Here is an 18,377-nt window from a genome sequence, read left to right on the forward strand (position 1 = left end):
CTGCGGTAGGAGCCGCCGCGTGAGCGCGGAAAAGGTTGCGGCAGAAGTAGATCCGGTTGCCCGGGTGCTGCCGCTGCTTCCGCTAGCCCACCTCGACCGCGAATTCGACTATCTCGTTCCGAAGGACCTCGACGAGCAGGCGCAGCCCGGGGTCCGGGTGCGCATCCGGTTCGCCGGACGTCTCGTCGACGGGTTCGTCGTCTCCCGGAACGCGACCAGCGACCATCAGGGCCGTTTCGGCTGGCTCGAACGGGTGATCTCGCCCGAGCGGGTTCTGACCGAGGAGATCACCCGGGTGGTCGACCTCGTCGCCGGCCGATACGCCGGAACCCGCGCGGACGTCCTGCGGCTCGCGATCCCGCCGAGACACGCCCGGGCGGAGTCCGAGGCCGCGTCCGAGCCCCCCGAGGTGCCGGACACCGCAATCGAGACCGAGGCGTGGGACCGGTACGTGCACGGCGGCGCGTTCCTGACCGCACTGTCGGGGGAGCGTGCCCCGCGCGCGGTCTGGCAGGCGCTCCCCGGCGAGGACTGGCCGGCGCGTCTCGCGGAACTGTCGGGGCTCGTCGCCGCCACCGGGGCGAGCACCGTCGTCGTCGTGCCCGATCAGCGCGATCTCGACCGCGTGGTCGCGGCGGTGGAAAAGCTGCTGGGTAAGGACGCGGTCGTCGGACTCGCTGCCGGTCTCGGTCCGGCGCTGCGCTACCGGCGTTGGCTGGCGGCGCTGCGCGGGACGGCAAAGGTCGTCGTCGGGACCCGGAGTTCGGTGTTCGCGCCGACGCCGCGCACCGGGCTGATCGTGGTCTGGGACGACGGGGACGACAACCATTCCGAGCCGCGCGCACCGTATCCGCACGCCCGCGAGGTGGCGCTGCTCCGCGCGTACGCCAGTGGCTGCGCGGTGGTACTGGCCGGACATGCGCGCACCGCGGAGGCCCAGGCGCTGGTCGACTCGGGGTGGGCGCACGATCTCGTGGCCTCCCGGGACTCGGTGCGGGCGGCCGCCCCGAAGATCACCGCACTCGCTGACAGTGACCACGCCCTGGCCCGCGATCCCGGTGCCCGCGCAGCCCGGCTGCCCGCGATCGCGTTCGCGGCTGCCCGGGAGGCGCTCGGCGCCGGCCGGGGAGTGCTGGTTCAGGTGCCCCGGCGCGGCTACGTGCCCAGCCTCGCGTGCGGCAAGTGCCGGGCGCCCGCGCGATGCCGACGATGCAACGGACCTCTCGCGCTGCCGTCAGCGGCCGGCCCGGACGGGGCGGGGACGCCCGCGTGCCGGTGGTGTGGCGTCGCCGACGCCGCACACCGCTGCCACGCGTGCGGAGCGAAGGCGCTGCGGGCCGTCGTGGTCGGTGCCGGACGGACCGCCGAGGAACTGGGTCGCGCGTTTCCCGGGGTCGCCGTCCGGATGTCGGGGGGCACGGACGTCGTCGACGAGGTGAAGGAGGGTCCCACCCTCGTGGTGTCGACGGTCGGGGCCGAACCGGTGATGCCGGGCGGCTACGGCGCGGCGTTGCTGCTGGACGGCTGGGCGCTGCTGGGTCGTCCCGACCTGCGCGCCGCCGAGGAGACGCTGCGGCGGTGGATGACGGCGTCGTCGCTCGTGCGCCCGTTCGTCGAGGGCGGTCAGGTGGTCGTGGTCGCCGATTCGGGGATTCCGACCGTGCAGGCGCTGGTTCGCTGGGATCCGGTCGGTCACGCCCGTGCGCAGTACGAGGAGCGGGCGGAGGTCGGATTTCCGCCCGCCATCCACCTCGCGGCGATCGACGGCAGCGCGAAGGCGATCGCCGACCTCCTGGAGCTCGCCGATCTGCCGGCGAATGCGGAATTGCTCGGTCCGGTCGAGTTGCCGGCGGGGGAGCGGCTGCCGTTCACCGGCGACGCGCCGGAGCCGGCGGACGTGGAGCGGATGCTGATCCGGGTGCCCCGTGGCGAGGGAAAGCCGCTGGCCAAAGTGCTGGGAGAGGCGCAGTCGGTGCGCAGCGCGCGTAAGGACTCGCAGCCTGCCCGGGTCCAGATCGACCCCATTCGGATCGGCTAGTTCCGCCCCCGGGGTGACACAAAGGAATGGCACGGAGGTTTACCCCTCCCTGCCACTTTCACCATATAACGCACCGGGGGCCTTGCGGCAAGACCCGGGTCGTGCCGCAGAATCTCCCACCGAAGCCAAGCCTGCGGAAATCAGTTCGCGGCGTATGTGGGGGTTTTCATGATTGACGTGATCGTTGCCGGCAGCGGACCGACCGGCCTGATGCTGGCCTGCGAGTTGCGGCTGCACGGCGTGCAGGTGCTCGTGCTGGAGAAGGAGGCCGAGCCGACCAGGCATGTCCGGTCGCTGGGCCTGCACGTGCGCAGCGTCGAGGTGATGGACCAGCGCGGTCTGCTGGAGCGGTTCCTCGCGCTCGGCAAGCAGTACCCCGTCGGCGGTTTCTTCGCCGGTATCAGCAAGCCGCGGCCCGACCGGCTGGACACCGCACATCCGTACATTCTCGGCATCCCGCAGCCCGTCACCGAGCGCCTGCTGATCGAGCACGCCACCGAACTCGGCGTCGAGATCCGGCGTGGCTGCGAACTGGTCGGGCTGAGCCAGAACGAGGACGGGGTGACCGCCCTGCCGGCCGACGGCACACAGCTGCACTCGCGCTACCTCGTCGGTTGCGACGGCGGCCGCAGCACGGTGCGCAAGCTGCTCGGCGTCGGCTTCCCCGGCGAGCCCACCCGGGTCGAGTCGCTGCTGGGCGAGATGGAGGTGGCCGCGCCGCCGGAGACGCTGAACGCGGTGGTGGCTGAGGTCCGCAAGACCCACAAGGGGTTCGGCGCCGGGCCCTCCGGGGACGGGGTGTACCGCGTCGTCGTGCCCGCCGAGGGGGTGGCCGAGGACCGGTCGGTCCCGCCGACCCTCGAGGAGTTCAAGCAACAGCTGCGGGTGTTCGCCGGCACCGACTTCGGCGTGCACTCACCGCGGTGGCTGTCCCGCTTCGGCGACGCCACCCGGCTGGCCGAGCGCTACCGGGTCGGCCGGGTGTTGCTGGCCGGCGACGCGGCGCACGTCCATCCACCGCTGGGCGGGCAGGGCCTCAACCTCGGCGTCCAGGACGCGTTCAATCTGGGCTGGAAACTGGCCGCCGAGGTCAACGGCTGGGCACCGGAGGGGCTGCTGGACAGCTACCACACCGAACGGCACCCGGTAGCGGCCGACGTGCTGAACAACACCCGCGTGCAGTCCGAGCTGCTGTCCGCCGCCCCGGGTCCCCAGGCGGTGCGACGGCTGCTGTCGGAACTGATGGACCTCGAGGAGGTGAACCGGTACCTGACCGAGAAAGTCACCGCGATCGGGGTCCGCTACGACTTCGGGGAGGGGCACGAACTGCTCGGCCGCCGGCTGCGCGACATCGGGCTGAAGCGGGGGCGCCTCTACGCGCTGATGCACGGTGGCCGCGGATTGCTGCTCGACCAGACCGGCCGGCTTTCGGTGGCGGGCTGGGCAGACCGGGTCGACCACGTCGTCGACGTCAGCGAGGAACTGGACGTGCCCGCGGTGCTGCTGCGGCCGGACGGCTACGTGGCATGGGTCGGGGGAGACCAGCAGGATCTGGTCGGCCAACTGCCCAGGTGGTTCGGCGCGGCCGCCGGCTGAGCGCGAACGCCTCCGGGCTCAGCCGGCCACAGCGCCCTTCGGGTACGGGCCGACTTGACGATCGTCACAGAAATGGGTCTTGTCGGGTTCCAATTGACGATATATCGTTGATGCATCAGCGATACAGAAGGAGGCTGATGATGGAAGACTTCCATTTCGAACACAGGGGTGCCCGACGGGACCGATTCACACGCGAACGGACGGGAGGGCCCGAGGGGCCCCACCGTCACGGACACCGGCGAGGCCGCTTCGGCCCCGAGGGTGATCCCGGCTTCGGTCCGGGAATGCACTTCGGACGCGGACGCGGACGGGGTGGCAGGGGACGGCGCGGCGATGTCCGCTCCGCGATCCTGCTGCTGCTCACCGAGGAGCCGATGCACGGCTACGAGCTGATTCAGCAGATCGTCGAACGCAGCGACGGGGTCTGGAAGCCCAGTCCCGGTTCGATCTACCCCGCGTTGTCACAGCTCGAGGACGAGGGTCTGGTGCTCATCGAAAAGGTGGCGGGTCGCAAGACTGCACGCCTGACGGACGAGGGCAAGGCCTTCGTCGAAGCGAACAAGACCGAACTCGGCACCCCGTGGGACGACGTGCGGGAGAGTGTCGGCCGGCCCGCCGAGGACCTGCGGGGTCTGATCGGGTTGCTGATGGGTGCCGCGGGTCAGGTCGCCGCGGTCGGTGACGACGACCAGGTCCGGCGTGCCGGCGAGATCCTCACCGAGGCGCGGCGCGCGATGTATCGCCTTCTCGCGGAAGACGATCAGAGCGAAGCCGGCAAGGATGACACCGACTCGTAGGGCGCCACGGCTCACCGCGGGCCCGCCGACTCGGCGCGACAGCGCGTGCACATTCTGGGAAGGTTCACAGGAATGTCACGGCGAAGTCGGGAGAGATCATGAGGTTTCGGGGTGCCGGTGCGGTCGTCACGGGTGTCGTCCTGCTGATGTCCGGCGCAGTGTCCACCGCCCACGCGGACGACGCCTCACCGGCCCAGCCCGTCGTGCCCACCACGGCCGGGCTTCCTCAGAACGGCCGTAGTGCCGCCGCCGCGTATGCGCACGAGCACCCGGACAGCGCACCCGCGGGATCGAACGACTTCTCCTGCACACCCTCCCCGGACCACCCGGAGCCGGTGGTGCTCGCGCACGGCACCGACGCCAGCGCCTACGCGGACTGGGCCGCCCTGTCGCCCATGCTCGCCGCGGACGGCTACTGCGTGTTCGCGCTCAACTACGGCGGAGCACCGGGTGCCGATTCCTACGGCACCGAGGACATCGTCGCGAGCGCGGAGGAGTTCGGCCGGTTCGTCGACCGGGTCCGCGACGCGACCGGCGCCGACAAAGTGGACACCGTCGGATACTCGCAGGGTGCGAACGTCACGCGGTACTACGTCAACAAGCTCGGCGGCGCCCCGTTCGTCGACCACTGGGTCGGACTGGCGTCGCCCAGCTACGGGGGAGTGATGTACGGCCTCGTTCCGATCGTGCAGGCGCTTCCCGGCGGACCGGACTTCGCCCGCACGGTGACGTCGGTGGCCGTCAGTCAGCAGATGCAGGGCTCGCCGTTCATGAACGCCCTCAACGCGGGCGGTGACACCGTGCCCGGTGTCGCGTACACGACGATCGGGTCTCGGTACGACGAGATGATCCAGCCGTACACGAACATGGCGCTCCACGGCGCCGGGGCCGACAACATCCTGATCCAGGATCGATGCCCCCAGGACGGCACCGGACATTTCCAGGCGCCCTACGATCCGTTCGCGCTCGACCTCGTCCGGGCGGCGCTCGACCAGGACGCGACTCCGCTGGCTCGTTGCGAGTTCGTCCCGGTCGGTGCGGGTATTCCGCAGGTGATTCTCGACAGCAACAGATAGACCCACGAATGAGGCGGGGAGCCGTGCGCCGCACGGCTCCCCGCCTCATTCGTGGGTGGCGGTCTTTCACCGGATTAATCAGAGGAAGCCTGGCCCTTCAGGGCCGGGAGGAAGCTGATTCTGTCTGCGCGAGCGCGTAGCGGGGTCGCTTTCTTTCGTGGGTTCTGGTCGTTTTTGGTTGGTGATGTATTCGGCGATGATGGCGAGTGGGGCTCCACCTGCGGAGGCGGCGAAGTGGGACGGTGACCAGAAGTGATTGCCCCACAAGTATTTCCGGATGTGGTCGGGGAACTCGTGGCGCAGGTATCGAGCGGAGACGCCCTGGAGGCTATTGACCAGGGTGGAGAGTTGCACGGTGGGTGGGTAGTGGATCAATAGGTGGACGTGGTCGGTTGCTCCGCTGAACTCGGTCAACGTTGCGCCGAACTTGTCACACACCTCTGCCATGATCTGCCGGTGACATAGACCAATGGGTATCAGCAGGGAAAGGCGCAGGGTGTGAAGCGGATCGTTGTCGTGAAGCTGGCTCCCACCCCAGAGCAGTATGTGGCGCTGAAATCGACACTAGAGTTGTGCAATGCGGGGGCGAACATGGTTTCGCGGTTCGCGCACACCGCCACCGATCGACGCCCGTTCGCGCTGCAGAAACAGGTCTATGCCCAGCTCAAAGCGCGGGGGTTGTCGGCGCAACCGGCGATCCGGGTCATCAAGAAAGTCGCGGATGCGTACGTGACCCGGAAAGCGAACCTGCTTAACGGGAATTACGGCACGCCGGAATCGAAACGGTATGCGAAGGTTGCAGGTAAGGCGATCGTGTTCCGCGAGGACGCGGGCCAACCGTTTGACGATCGGTGCTTGTCGTGGCAGATCGATCGATCGACGGTGTCGATCTGGACGACCGAGGGCCGGATGCGCAACGTCGGATTCGTGTGCGCGCCGTGGCAGCTGAAAATGCTCGCCGACCGCAAAGGCGAGTCGGATCTGATTTTCCGCGACGGATCTTTCTACCTGCACGCCACCGTCGATACCGACGCACCGGATCAGGTGGTCCCCGCCGACGACCCCACCGGGTGGCTGGGCGTGGACTTGGGGATCGTGAACCTGGCGGTGACCACCGCAGATGACCCGGCCGAACTCGACGTCCGGTGGTCTGGTGGTGCGGTCACCGCCCGCCGGAAAAAGAACGAAACCATGCGGTCCGCGCTGCACAAGGTGGGGACCAAGTCCGCGAAACGGAAGCTGAAGAAACGGCGTAGGAAGGAGACTCGGTACGCCACCGACATCAATCACCAACTCTCGAAAACGATTGTTGCCCAAGCACAACGCACCGGTCAAGGAATCGCGCTAGAAGATCTATCGGGGATCCGGGACCGGGTACGGCTCGCACGCAAACAACGGCAACAACTGCACTCCTGGGCATACGCGCAATTGCGCGACCAGATCACCTACAAGGCGCAAGCCGCAGGACTGCCGGTGCAGGTGATCAACCCGCGCAACACCAGTAAAACGTGTCACCTCTGCGGGCACTGCGACAGCGCGAGCAGGTACAGTCAAGCGGTCTTCCGGTGCCGCGGTTGCGGATGGACCGGGCACGCCGACCATAACGCCGCCGCCAACATTGCCGCACTCGGACACAACAACTACCGGGCCGCCCAATCAACCGTGCCTAAAGCAGCCACCCCTCTAACAGCCAGTTAGAACGTGAGCAGCAAACCCGCGTCCTTCAGGACCGGGTAGTTGATGGTCTTGATGTTGAACCAGATGTTCGGCATCGGAATCGCTCACGCCCTGCAGGGCGGCGGGCACCGGCCAGTTCTTCGATGGGCTTCGTCTCGTGCGCCCTGTCGAACCTACTTTCAATTCCTGCCATCGTTACCTCCAGAGGTTCGAAAACGGGACACCGGCCCGACCGTTCGCGCCGGCCTCAGAACGGTCAATACCCGTCCACCGTCGCTGTGTGCGGTTCTGCGGAAACGATTCGCCGACTGTTCGCCGAGTGTTATGGCCCGGGGTCGACTCCCTAGACTGGTCGCACATCGTCGATCAAAGGGGAGCTTTCTTCGTGAGTATCGTTTCGGCCCGCGCAGCGGTCCACCGTCCGTCGTGTGGGTCGCCGACGTGCGCATAGTCTTCGCCGGAACCCCCGAGCCCGCTGTTCCCTCGCTCGAACGCCTGATCCGTTCGCCGCGCCACGACGTCGTGGCGGTGATCACCCGCCCGGACGCGGTCGCAGGCCGCGGACGCAAGGTGGTCCGTTCACCGATCGGTGAACTCGCCGACTCCCACGGCATCGAGGTGCTGACTCCCGAGCGGCCCTCGGAGCCGGACTTCCTGGCGCGTCTCGCCGACCTCGCACCCGACTGCGCGCCCGTCGTCGCCTACGGGGCGCTGCTGCCGCAGAAGGTCCTCGACATCCCGGCCCACGGCTGGGTGAACCTGCACTTCTCGCTGTTGCCGGCGTGGCGCGGGGCAGCCCCCGTGCAGGCCGCGATCGGTGCGGGCGACGACATGACCGGCGCGAGTGCGTTCCGGCTCGAGGCGGGGATGGACACCGGGCCGGTCTACGGGGTGGTCACCGAGAGGATCCGCGATACCGATACCGCCGGGGATCTGTTGGGGCGCCTGGCCGACAGCGGTGCGGTCCTCCTGGAGTCGGTTCTCGACGGGATCGAGGACGGCGCGATCACCGCGGTCCCGCAGTCGGCCGACGGAGTGTCGCACGCGCCCAAGGTGAGCGTCGAGGCGGCCCGGATCCGTTGGGACAGAACAGCTGCCGTGGTTGACCGGCACGTCCGCTCGGTGACCCCCGCGCCCGGCGCCTGGACCACCATCGGCGACCTGCGCGTCAAGGTCGGCCCGGTCACTCCGACGGAGGAGCGACTGGAGCCGGGGGAGATCTCCGTGACCAGGTCCGGATTCCTGATCGGCACGTCCACGGTGGCGGTGCGGCTCGACCGCATCCAGCCGCAGGGCAAGAAACAGATGGCCGCCCTGGACTGGGCGCGAGGCGCACGACTCGACGCGGAGGTACGGGCACAGTGAGCGAATCGAGAAGGCCCGCACGTCGCGGCCAGTCCGGCTCGGGGGCCCGCAACAACCGTCCCCGCCAGGCGCGCCGCCCCGACGCATCGCAGTCCGGTCTCGACCAGCCGCGGCTCGCCGCGAGGGACGTGCTGCGTGCCGTCCGGGAGCGCGACGCCTACGCCAACCTGGTGCTGCCCGGACTGCTGCGTGAGCGGCGCCTGGACGGACGCGACGCCGCCCTCGCCACGGAACTGGCGTACGGCGCCGCCCGCGCCCGTGGGCTCCTCGACGCCGTGATCGCCGACTGCGCCGGCAGGCCGATCGCCGAGATCGACGGACCGCTCCTCGACGTCCTCCAACTGGGCGCCTACCAGCTACTCCGTACCCGCGTCGCCCCGCACGCCGCCGTCGCCACCTCCGTCGATCTCGTGCGCGCGGAGGCCGGTCCGGGGAAGGCGGGCTTCGTCAACGCGGTGCTGCGCCGGGTGTCGGAGCGGTCCGAGGCGGAATGGGTGGAGCGCCTCGCCCCGGCCGATCCGGTGGGGCGGCTGGCGTTCGCGCACGCGCATCCCACGTGGATCGCCCAGGTGTTCGCCGACGCGCTCGGTGCCGACGCCGGGGAACTCGAGGACGTCCTCGTCGCCGACGACGCCCGGCCGGCGGTGCATCTCGTCGCCCGCCCCGGGGAGATCTCGTCGGAGGAACTCGCGCTCGCCACCGGCGGCGAGGTGGGGCGGTACTCGCCATACGCGGTCTATCTGGACGGCGGCGACCCGGGGCTGCTCGACGCCGTCCGCGAGGGGCTCGCCGGAGTGCAGGACGAGGGTAGTCAGCTCGTCGCCCGGGCGCTGTCGCTGGCACCGCTGGACGGACCGGACGCGGGCCGTTGGCTCGACCTCTGCGCGGGTCCGGGCGGCAAGGCTGCCCTGCTCGGCGCTCTCGCCGGAATCGAGGGCGGACGCCTCGACGCCGTGGAGCCGGTGGCGCACCGCGCGGACCTGATCCGCAAGACGACGAAGGAACTGCCGGTCGACGTGCACGTCGCCGACGGCCGGGATCCCGGGTTGGAGAGCGGGTACGACCGGATCCTGGTGGACGCGCCGTGCACCGGACTGGGTGCGCTGCGCCGACGCCCGGAGGCGCGGTGGCGCCGGCAGCCGTCGGACGTGGCGGGTCTGGCGAAGCTGCAGCGGGAACTCCTGGCGTCGGCCGCCCGGCTGGTTCGTCCGGGTGGCGTGATCCTCTACGCGACGTGTTCGCCGCATCTGTCCGAGACGGTGGCCGTGGTCGCGGACGCGGTGCGCCGCTACGGGCTCACGGCGCTGGACACGCGTGAACTCGTTCCCGGGGTGCCGGGTCTGGGTGACGGTCCGGCCGTCCAGCTCTGGCCGCATCGGCACGGCACCGACGCGATGTTCATGGCCGCGTTGCGCAAGCCGTAGTGCGGTCGCTCCCCGCTACCTGGACATCTGCCCGACTTTCGGTAGAACCTGTTTCACTTTAAGGTGAAACGTGTTCTAATTCTTCTCGCGACAGAGACGTACGTCACGATGCGAGTGGAGGACTTCAGATGAATCGGGTAGCGGGGAAGGTCGTTCTGATCACGGGAGCGGCGCGGGGTCAGGGTCGAAGTCATGCAGTGCATCTCGCCGACGAGGGCGCCGACATCATCGCCTTCGACCTCTGCGAGGACATCGCATCCAACGAGTACCCGCTGGCGACCGAGGCCGACCTCGAGGAGACAGGACGGCTCGTCGAGAAGGCGGGGCGCCGGGTCGTCACCGCCAAGGTGGACGTGCGCGACCGCGCGGCACTGCAACGCGAACTCGACGCCGCGGTCGCGACGCTGGGACGGCTGGACGTCGTGGTCGCCAACGCGGGGATCGCGCCCCTCGGGAGCGACGTGCCCGTCGAGGGATTCGTCGATGCGTTCGACGTCGACTTCGTCGGAGTGATCAACACGATTCACTCGGCCCTTCCGCACCTGGACGCCGGCGCGTCGATCATCGCGACAGGATCGGTGGCCGGGCTGGTCCCGCAGACGGGCCTGAACGGTCAGCAGGCCCTGCAGGGGCCGGGCGGCGACGGCTACGGTCTCGCCAAGAAGATGCTGTGGACGTACACCAACTCGCTCGCGCTCACCCTGGGCCCGAAGTCCATCCGCGTCAACGCGATCCACCCCACGAACTGCAACACGGACATGCTGCAGAGCCCTCCGATGTTCCGCACGTTCCGCCCCGACCTCGAGAACCCGACCGCCGAGGACGCGAAGGTCACGTTCCCGTTCATGCAGGCGATGCCCACCCCGTGGGTCGAGCCCGAGGACATCTCGCACGCGGTGGTGTTCCTGTCGTCCGACGAGTCCCGGTTCGTCACCGGCCAGCAGCTCCGGGTCGATGCGGGGGCGGGCCTCAAGCTCGGCGTCTGACGCCGATCCGATGAGGGTCCGGGCCGGTGTGCGGGCGCCGCCCGGGTCCTCGCCATTCTCGTCAGGTCTGGTCGAACTGCTTGCGCAGCTTCGCCGGTGCCTTGATCCGCCAGGCGTCCTGCAGCAACTCGGTCAGCTGCGTGACGTCGACGTTCTCGAGGTCGACGAGGATCGAACCGTGTCCGTCGTAGTGCGGAGTGGTGTAGAACGGCGCGCCCTGGGCCAGCAGGGCCGCCTTCTCGTCGAGGTCGCACATCACCACCAGGCCCCCGTCCGACTCGGCCCGCAACCGGGCGAGCAACGTGCCCGCCACCTTCAGCGCCGGAGTGCGATACGACGTGCTCTCCTGCACCTCCGGCAGGGACGCACCGATCGCCACGACGTCCGTCCAGGTCGGCATGAGCCCAGTATGGACCGCGGGACCCGGCCCCGGCACGCGTACGACTAAACTGCGGCGCGTGGCAACCCCGATGATCGCACCGTCCATTCTGTCTGCCGATTTCGCGCGTCTCGCCGAGGAGGCGGATGCCGTCGCGGGTGCCGACTGGCTGCACGTCGACGTGATGGACGCACATTTCGTGCCGAACCTGACGCTCGGCCTTCCCGTCGTGCTGAGCCTGCTCGCGGCGACGGACATCCCGCTCGACTGCCATCTCATGATCGACGACCCCGGCCGCTGGGCGCCGCCCTACGCGGAGGCGGGCGCGCACAACGTCACGTTCCACGCGGAGGCGACCGACGACCCCCGGTCCGTGGCCCGGGACATCCGCGCCGCCGGCGCCAAGGCCGGTCTCAGCGTCAAGCCCGGAACGCCGATCGAGCCGTACCTCGAGATCCTGAAGGATTTCGACACGCTTCTCGTCATGAGCGTCGAGCCCGGTTTCGGCGGTCAGTCGTTCATCCCGGAGGTGCTGTCGAAGGCGAAGGCCGTCCGCCGGCTCGTCGACTCGGGTGAGCTGAGGCTGGTCGTGGAGATCGACGGCGGCATCAACGCCGACACCGTCGAGGCCGCTGCCGAGGCGGGCGTCGACTGCTTCGTCGCCGGGTCCGCCGTCTACGGCACGAGCGATCCCGCGGAGGCCGTCCGCGCCCTGCGCGCCAGCGCCGCCAAGGCGTCACCGCACCTGAGCCTGTCGCGGTAACGGCGCTCCGGCACATCGTGAACTCCCACGTGCGGCACGAGAATTCGGCTGCGGACCTCGACGCCGCGATGCAGATCGCCATCGGTGCCGCGGAGTCGGCGCGCGGATTCACCAGCCCCAATCCGGCGGTCGGCGCGGTGGTCCTCGACGCAGCGGGGCGCATCGCCGGTGTCGGGATGACGCAGCCTCCCGGCGGTCCGCACGCGGAGGTCGTCGCACTGCGGGAGGCGGGTGACGCCGCCCGCGGCGGCACCGCCGTCGTCACGCTGGAACCGTGCAACCACCACGGCCGGACCGGGCCGTGTTCGCAGGCGCTCCTCGATGCCGGTGTGGTCGCGGTGCACTATGCGGTGGGCGATCCGAACCCCGAGGCCGCGGGCGGCGCGGAAACCCTCGTCTCGGCGGGGGTCGAGGTGACGTCCGGGCTGCGGGCCCAGGACGTCGAACGCGGGCCGCTCCGGGCCTGGCTGCACCGGCAGCGCACCGGTCGGCCGCACGTGACCTGGAAGTACGCGGCCACCCTGGACGGGCGCAGCGCCGCCGCCGACGGCACCAGCCAGTGGATCACCGGTCCCGAGGCCCGCGAACGCGTCCATGCCGACCGGGCGAAACTCGACGCGATCGTGGTCGGCACCGGGACTGTGCTGGCCGACGACCCCCGGCTGACCGCCCGGATGCCCGACCGGTCGCTCGCGGCTCACCAGCCGGTGCGCGTCGTCGTCGGACTCGGCGACATCCCGGCGGACGCCCGGGTCCTCGACGACTCCGCGCCGACCCTGCTGCTGCGCACGCACGACGTGGACGAGGTCCTCGCCGCACTCGCCGAGTACACCGATGTGCTGCTCGAGGGCGGGCCCCGGCTGGCGGGCGCGTTCCTCGCCGCGGGCCGGGTCGACCGCATCCAGGCGTACCTCGCGCCGCTGGTCCTCGGCGCCGGCAGGTCCGCGGTCGCGGACGCGGGTGTGCACACGATCGACGGTGCGCTGCGGTTCCGTCACGAGTCGGTCGAAACAATCGGCCCCGATTTGTTGTTGAGTCTGGTTCCAGCAGTGTCCGAAAACCCTGACAGCCCCCAAACGTAGGAGAAGCCACAATGTTCACCGGGATCGTCGAAGAGTTGGGTGAGGTCGTCGCCAAGGAGGAACTGGCCGACGCCGCACGGTTCACCGTGCGTGGTCCGGTCGTGACTTCCGACGCGTCACACGGTGATTCGATCGCGGTGAACGGGGTGTGCCTGACCGTCGTCGAGGTACTGGCCGACGGCTCCTTCACGGCCGACGTCATGCAGGAGACGCTGAACCGGTCGAGCCTGCAGAAGATCGACGTGGGCAGCCGCGTCAACCTCGAGCGGGCCGCCGCCCTGAACAGCCGCCTCGGCGGCCACCTCGTCCAGGGCCACGTGGACGGCACCGGGCACATCATCAGCCGCAGCCCGTCCGAGAACTGGGAGGTCGTGCGCATCGCGCTGCCCGACGCCATCTCCCGGTACGTCGTGGAGAAGGGCTCGATCACGGTCGACGGTGTGTCGCTGACGGTCTCGGCGCTCGGCGGGGAACGAGGCGCGGAATACTTCGAGATCTCGCTCATCCCGACCACGCTGCAACTGACCACGCTCGGGGCGGCGTCCGTCGGGACGCCCGTCAACCTCGAGGTCGACGTGATCGCGAAGTATGTGGAGCGGCTGCAAGCGGCCGGCCGCTGAGTCGTACTGTTGAGGAGCATCCCACGGATGCATCCGTTGTATTCGAAGATGCCTAAGTCAAGACTTTGGAGACCGAGCACGTGACCAGGTTCGACAGTATCGAGCGCGCCGTTGCGGACATCGCCGCAGGCAAGGCAGTCGTCGTCGTCGACGACGAAGACCGCGAGAACGAGGGAGACCTCATCTTCGCGGCGGAGAAAGCCACCCCCGAGTTGGTTGCCTTCATGGTTCGATACACGTCCGGCTATCTCTGTGTGCCGCTCGACGGCGCCGACTGTGACCGCCTCGGCCTGCCCCCGATGTACGCCACCAACCAGGACAAGCACGGCACCGCGTACACCGTGACCGTCGACGCCCGCGAGGGCATCGGCACCGGCATCTCCGCGTCCGACCGCGCCGCCACCATGCGGTTGCTGGCCGACCCGTCCAGCGGCGCCCAGGATTTCACCCGGCCCGGCCACGTCGTGCCGCTGCGCGCCAAGGAGGGCGGCGTGCTGCGCCGTCCCGGCCACACCGAGGCCGCCGTCGACCTGGCCCGGATGGCGGACCTGCGGCCGGCAGGTGTGATCTGCGAGATCGTCAGCCAGAAGGACGAGGGCCACATGGCCCAGACCGACGAGCTGCGGGTCTTCGCCGACGACCACAACCTCGCGCTGATCTCGATCGCCGACCTCATCGCGTGGCGCCGCAAGCACGAGAAGCACGTGGAGCGGGTCGCGTCCGCGCGGATCCCCACCCGGCACGGCGAGTTCACGGCCGTCGGCTACCGGAGCATCTACGACGACGTCGAGCACGTGGCCCTGGTCCGCGGCGACCTGCCCGGCCCGGACGGCGACGGCAGCGACGTGCTCGTGCGCGTGCACTCCGAATGCCTCACCGGCGACGTGTTCGGTTCGCTGCGCTGCGACTGCGGGCCCCAGCTCGACGCCGCCCTGGACATGGTCGCGCAGGAGGGTCGCGGTGTGGTCCTGTACATGCGCGGACACGAGGGCCGGGGCATCGGCCTCATGCACAAGCTGCAGGCCTACCAGCTGCAGGACGCGGGTTCGGACACCGTCGACGCGAACCTCGAGCTCGGCCTGCCCGCCGACGCCCGCGACTACGGCATCGGCGCGCAGATCCTGGTGGATCTGGGTATTTCCTCGATGCGGCTGCTGACCAACAACCCGGCCAAGCGGGTCGGGCTCGACGGCTACGGGCTGCAGATCACCGAGCGGGTGTCGATGCCGCTCCGGGCGAACGCCGAGAACCTGACATACCTGCGCACGAAGCGCGACCGCATGGGCCACGACCTGATCGGGCTCGACGACTTCGAAGCAGGAGAAATGCTGTGAGTGGTGAGGGACTGCCGGAGCTGCAGCTCGGTGAGGCGGGCGACCTCCGGCTCGCCATCGTCGCCGGCAGCTGGCACGCCGAGATCTCCGAGGCGCTGATCGCCGGCGCGCAGCGGGTGGCGGCCGAGGCGAACGTGAAGAACGTCACGCTGGTCCGCGTCGCCGGTGCCATCGAGCTTCCGGTGGTGGCGCAGGCCCTGGCCCGCACCCACGACGCCGTCGTCGCGCTCGGTGTCGTGATCCGCGGCGGGACGCCGCACTTCGAATACGTCTGCGACGCCGTGACGGCCGGTCTGACCCGGGTCTCGCTCGACGAGAGCACCCCGGTCGGGAACGGTGTGCTCACCACGGACACCGAGCAGCAGGCCGTCGACCGCAGTGGCCTGCCCGGCTCCGTCGAGGACAAGGGCGGTCAGGCGTGCGCGGCCGCGCTCGACACCGCTGTCACGTTGGCGCGACTGCGCCGCGCCGAGGAGTCCTTCGTATGATCCGGATCCATCCATGACCACTCCCGAATCCGAGTGGACACTCGTCGCGACGCCACGCAAGTCGCGTCGATACGCGATCGGTGTGGCGATTCTTCTCGTCGTCGTGCATGTGACGTTCGCAATCCTGCTGCGCGGCGATTCGACGGGCGTGTACTTCCGGCTCGCCGACCAGCTGGCGTTCGCGGGCATCGGCTGCCTCCTCGCGGCAGCCGTCCTGCTGCTGACCCGGCCCAGGTTGCGGGTCGGGCCCCGCGGCATCGCCGTCCGCAACGTCCTCGGGGAGCGCATCGTCGACTGGGACCTGTACGAGGGGTTGTCCTTCCCGGACGGCGCGGCGTGGGCCCGGATCGAGCTGCCCGACGACGAATACCTGGCCGTGATGGCCATCCAGTCGAACGATCGCGAATACGCCGTGGACGCCGTCGACCGCTTCCGCGCACTCGCGTCGGAGTACGCACCGTCCTGAACCGGGCGTCGCCCCTCCGCGACGTCGCGGATGCGGGGTTGGTCGGTGGCGCCGACTAACGTGGAGGGGTGCCCGATCCTTCGACATATCGCCCCGCGACCGGAACCATTCCGGTCGACCCGGGGGTGTACAAGTTCCGCGATCCGCACGGGCGGGTCATCTATGTCGGGAAGGCGAAGAGTCTTCGATCACGGCTGAATTCCTATTTCGCCGACGTCTCGACGCTGCACCCGCGCACCCGCCAGATGGTGACCACGGCCGGCAGCGTCGAGTGGACCGTGGTGAGCACCGAGGTCGAGGCCCTCCAGCTCGAGTACAACTGGATCAAGGAATTCGATCCCCGGTTCAACGTCCGCTACCGCGACGACAAGACGTACCCGGTTCTCGCGGTCACCCTGAACGAGGAATACCCCCGCCTGTTCGTCTACCGCGGTCCCCGGCGCAAGGGTGTCCGCTACTTCGGGCCCTACTCGCACGCGTGGGCCATCCGCGAAACCCTCGACCTGCTGCTGCGGGTGTTTCCTGCCCGCACCTGCTCGGCCGGGGTGTTCAAGCGTCACAACCAGATCGGCAGGCCCTGCCTGCTCGGCTACATCGACAAGTGCTCCGCGCCGTGCGTCGGACGCGTGTCCGCGGCCGAACACCGCAAGATCGTCGAGGACTTCTGCGACTTCCTGTCAGGACGCACCGACAAGCTGGTCCGGCAGCTCGAGGCCCGGATGCAGGAGGCGTCGGAAGAACTCGACTTCGAAACGGCGGCGCGGTTGCGCGACGACGTGGGCGCGTTGCGGCGCGCGCTCGAGAAGCAGGCCGTCGTGCTCGGCGACGGCACCGACGCCGACGTCGCCGCGTTCGCGACCGACGAGCTCGAGGCAGCGGTGCAGGTGTTCCACGTCCGCGGTGGCCGCGTGCGCGGTCAGCGCGGTTGGGTGGTCGAGAAGGCGGGTGACGTCATCGACTGGGCCAGCGTCGATTCCGAGGCGGGATCGGACCTGCCGCTGCTCGTCGAGCAGTTCCTCACCCAGTTCTACGGTGAGCAGGCGGCGCTGTCGGGCGCGACCGACCAGGAGGCCGGCACCAGCGGCGTGCCGCGGGAGGTCCTGGTGCCCGTGCTGCCGCCCGACGCCGAGCAGGTGCAGGAGTGGCTCAGCGGTCTCCGCGGATCCGCGGTCCGCCTCCGCGTGCCGCAGCGCGGCGACAAGAAGGCTCTCGCCGAGACCGTGCAGCGCAACGCGATGGAGGCGCTGCAACAGCACAAGCTGCGCCGCGCCGGGGACTTCACGTCGCGGTCGGCGGCCCTGCAGGGCATCCAGGAGGCCCTCGACCTGGACTCGGCGCCCCTGCGCATCGAATGCGTCGATATCAGCCACGTGCAGGGCACCGACGTGGTGGCCTCCCTCGTCGTCTTCGAGGACGGCCTGCCCCGCAAGTCCGACTACCGGCACTACGCGATCAAGGAGGCCGCGGGCGACGGTCGCTCCGACGACGTCGCCAGCATCGCGGAGGTCACCCGGCGGCGGTTCCTCCGGCACAACCGCGACGTCGGGGTGCTGCGCGCCGAAGCGGCCGGGGCGGACGCCGACCAGGTGTCGGGCGGGGACGGCGGCGATCTCGCGCCGGAGGCGGCGATCGATCCGCAGACCGGCAGGCCGCGGCGGTTCGCGTACCCACCGAACCTGTTCGTCGTGGACGGCGGAGCCCCGCAGGTGGCCGCGGCCTCGGCGGTGCTCGACGAACTGGGCATCACCGACGTCGCCGTGATCGGGCTGGCCAAGCGGCTCGAGGAGGTGTGGGTGCCGGGGGAGGAGGACCCGGTCATCCTCCCGCGCACGAGCGAGTCGCTGTACCTGCTGCAGCGGGTGCGCGACGAGGCGCACCGTTTCGCGATCACGTTCCACCGCAGCAAGCGGTCCCGCCGGATGACGGCGTCCGCCCTCGACTCCGTCCGCGGGCTCGGCGAGACCCGGCGCAAGGCCCTGGTGACGCATTTCGGATCCGTCGCCCGCCTCAAGCAAGCCTCCGTCGAGGAGATCACCGCGGTCCCCGGCATCGGAACGGCCACGGCGAAAGCGGTACTCACCGCTCTCGGGGCGGAGGAACCGTCTGCGGACGTCGCGGGAGTGGGGGATGATGAACCAGATCGGAACGGGCCGGGCACGGCAGAACAGAACGGCGCGGACCTTCCCCGCGAACCGGTAGCACAGCACGGCCCGGCAGCACAGAGCGCATCGCAACGGACAGGTGTCGAGTGAACGAGCAGCACGCGCAGAGCGACCGTCCACCCAC

Annotated in this window: 16 protein-coding genes and 1 pseudogene; 15 read left to right on the forward strand and 2 right to left on the reverse strand. The window is 69.6% G+C overall.

The window, feature by feature from the left end:
- Window positions 1-19 precede the first annotated feature (19 nt).
- From CJ177_RS09895 to CJ177_RS09910, 4 genes are all read left to right on the forward strand, one after another.
- A complete protein-coding gene (locus CJ177_RS09895; RefSeq protein WP_082833273.1) occupies window positions 20-2,038 on the forward strand; it encodes a primosomal protein N' in 2,019 nt (672 codons plus the stop codon).
- A 168-nt stretch (window positions 2,039-2,206) separates the two neighbouring features.
- Complete coding sequence (gene rox, locus CJ177_RS09900; protein ID WP_025432527.1) at window positions 2,207-3,634, forward strand: rifampin monooxygenase; 1,428 nt, start codon at window positions 2,207-2,209, stop codon at window positions 3,632-3,634.
- Between the two features lie 140 nt (window positions 3,635-3,774).
- Window positions 3,775-4,431: a PadR family transcriptional regulator gene (locus CJ177_RS09905; protein WP_061045027.1), complete on the forward strand. Its 657-nt coding sequence runs from the start codon at window positions 3,775-3,777 to the stop codon at window positions 4,429-4,431.
- A 98-nt stretch (window positions 4,432-4,529) separates the two neighbouring features.
- Window positions 4,530-5,507: a triacylglycerol lipase gene (locus CJ177_RS09910; protein WP_025432529.1), complete on the forward strand. Its 978-nt coding sequence runs from the start codon at window positions 4,530-4,532 to the stop codon at window positions 5,505-5,507.
- Window positions 5,508-5,660: 153 nt separating this feature from the next.
- Here the strand turns inward: CJ177_RS09910 and tnpA are convergent.
- Window positions 5,661-5,960, reverse strand: a pseudogene (tnpA, locus tag CJ177_RS09915) (IS200/IS605 family transposase); the annotation flags it as partial.
- Between the two features lie 45 nt (window positions 5,961-6,005).
- On the opposite strand from tnpA, the gene CJ177_RS09920 reads away from it, so the two are divergent.
- From CJ177_RS09920 to CJ177_RS09935, 4 genes are all read left to right on the forward strand, one after another.
- On the forward strand, window positions 6,006-7,205 hold the full coding sequence (locus tag CJ177_RS09920) for an RNA-guided endonuclease TnpB family protein (RefSeq protein WP_095867649.1): 1,200 nt from the start codon (window positions 6,006-6,008) through the stop codon (window positions 7,203-7,205).
- 420 nt (window positions 7,206-7,625) lie between these two features.
- Entirely contained in the window at window positions 7,626-8,549 is a 924-nt protein-coding gene (gene fmt / locus CJ177_RS09925) for a methionyl-tRNA formyltransferase (protein ID WP_025432531.1), read from the forward strand.
- Window positions 8,546-9,973 carry an RsmB/NOP family class I SAM-dependent RNA methyltransferase gene (locus CJ177_RS09930; protein ID WP_061697019.1) on the forward strand — a complete coding sequence of 476 codons (1,428 nt, stop codon included), beginning with the start codon at window positions 8,546-8,548 and terminating at the stop codon, window positions 9,971-9,973. Before fmt ends, CJ177_RS09930 begins: the two co-directional genes overlap by 4 nt.
- A gap of 128 nt (window positions 9,974-10,101) precedes the next feature.
- A complete protein-coding gene (locus CJ177_RS09935; protein ID WP_005241756.1) occupies window positions 10,102-10,959 on the forward strand; it encodes a mycofactocin-coupled SDR family oxidoreductase in 858 nt (285 codons plus the stop codon).
- 61 nt (window positions 10,960-11,020) lie between these two features.
- Here CJ177_RS09935 and CJ177_RS09940 read toward each other — a convergent pair whose 3' ends face one another.
- Window positions 11,021-11,359: an MmcQ/YjbR family DNA-binding protein gene (locus tag CJ177_RS09940; RefSeq protein ID WP_061044159.1), complete on the reverse strand. Its 339-nt coding sequence runs from the start codon at window positions 11,357-11,359 to the stop codon at window positions 11,021-11,023.
- Window positions 11,360-11,417: 58 nt separating this feature from the next.
- Here CJ177_RS09940 and rpe point away from each other — a divergent pair, with 58 nt between their 5' ends.
- The 7 genes from rpe to uvrC all read left to right on the forward strand — a co-directional run bounded on the left by rpe (window position 11,418) and on the right by uvrC (window position 18,343).
- Window positions 11,418-12,101 (forward strand): ribulose-phosphate 3-epimerase, encoded by a 684-nt coding sequence (gene rpe / locus CJ177_RS09945; protein WP_095867650.1) that lies wholly within the window; start codon window positions 11,418-11,420, stop codon window positions 12,099-12,101.
- Between the two features lie 29 nt (window positions 12,102-12,130).
- Entirely contained in the window at window positions 12,131-13,183 is a 1,053-nt protein-coding gene (ribD, locus tag CJ177_RS09950) for a bifunctional diaminohydroxyphosphoribosylaminopyrimidine deaminase/5-amino-6-(5-phosphoribosylamino)uracil reductase RibD (protein ID WP_095867651.1), read from the forward strand.
- Window positions 13,184-13,194: 11 nt separating this feature from the next.
- Entirely contained in the window at window positions 13,195-13,803 is a 609-nt protein-coding gene (locus CJ177_RS09955) for a riboflavin synthase (RefSeq protein WP_061044158.1), read from the forward strand.
- A gap of 80 nt (window positions 13,804-13,883) precedes the next feature.
- The gene (locus CJ177_RS09960; protein ID WP_009480441.1) at window positions 13,884-15,137 is read left to right on the forward strand and encodes a bifunctional 3,4-dihydroxy-2-butanone-4-phosphate synthase/GTP cyclohydrolase II; all 1,254 of its coding nucleotides are present in this window, start codon (window positions 13,884-13,886) and stop codon (window positions 15,135-15,137) included.
- The gene (gene ribH, locus CJ177_RS09965) at window positions 15,134-15,625 is read left to right on the forward strand and encodes a 6,7-dimethyl-8-ribityllumazine synthase (RefSeq protein ID WP_005241766.1); all 492 of its coding nucleotides are present in this window, start codon (window positions 15,134-15,136) and stop codon (window positions 15,623-15,625) included. The genes CJ177_RS09960 and ribH overlap by 4 nt, the downstream gene beginning before the upstream one ends.
- A 13-nt stretch (window positions 15,626-15,638) precedes the next feature.
- Window positions 15,639-16,091: a PH domain-containing protein gene (locus CJ177_RS09970; RefSeq protein WP_005241776.1), complete on the forward strand. Its 453-nt coding sequence runs from the start codon at window positions 15,639-15,641 to the stop codon at window positions 16,089-16,091.
- A gap of 68 nt (window positions 16,092-16,159) precedes the next feature.
- The gene (gene uvrC, locus CJ177_RS09975; RefSeq protein WP_095867652.1) at window positions 16,160-18,343 is read left to right on the forward strand and encodes an excinuclease ABC subunit UvrC; all 2,184 of its coding nucleotides are present in this window, start codon (window positions 16,160-16,162) and stop codon (window positions 18,341-18,343) included.
- Window positions 18,344-18,377 lie beyond the last annotated feature (34 nt).

Origin of the sequence: Rhodococcus sp. ACPA1 (genome assembly GCF_002300195.1) — a bacterium.
GTDB lineage: Bacteria > Actinomycetota > Actinomycetes > Mycobacteriales > Mycobacteriaceae > Rhodococcus_F > Rhodococcus_F opacus.

Excerpts from the sequence above, each read along its gene's own strand:
- rox (WP_025432527.1), top strand. The coding sequence starts at position 2,207 with ATGATTGACGTGATCGTTGCCGGCAGCGGACCGACCGGCCTGATGCTG.
- CJ177_RS09905 (WP_061045027.1), top strand. The coding sequence starts at position 3,775 with ATGGAAGACTTCCATTTCGAACACAGGGGTGCCCGACGGGACCGATTC.
- CJ177_RS09910 (WP_025432529.1), top strand. The coding sequence starts at position 4,530 with ATGAGGTTTCGGGGTGCCGGTGCGGTCGTCACGGGTGTCGTCCTGCTG.
- CJ177_RS09935 (WP_005241756.1), top strand. The coding sequence starts at position 10,102 with ATGAATCGGGTAGCGGGGAAGGTCGTTCTGATCACGGGAGCGGCGCGG.
- CJ177_RS09940 (WP_061044159.1), bottom strand. The coding sequence starts at position 11,359 with ATGCCGACCTGGACGGACGTCGTGGCGATCGGTGCGTCCCTGCCGGAG.
- CJ177_RS09955 (WP_061044158.1), top strand. The coding sequence starts at position 13,195 with ATGTTCACCGGGATCGTCGAAGAGTTGGGTGAGGTCGTCGCCAAGGAG.
- CJ177_RS09970 (WP_005241776.1), top strand. The coding sequence starts at position 15,639 with ATGACCACTCCCGAATCCGAGTGGACACTCGTCGCGACGCCACGCAAG.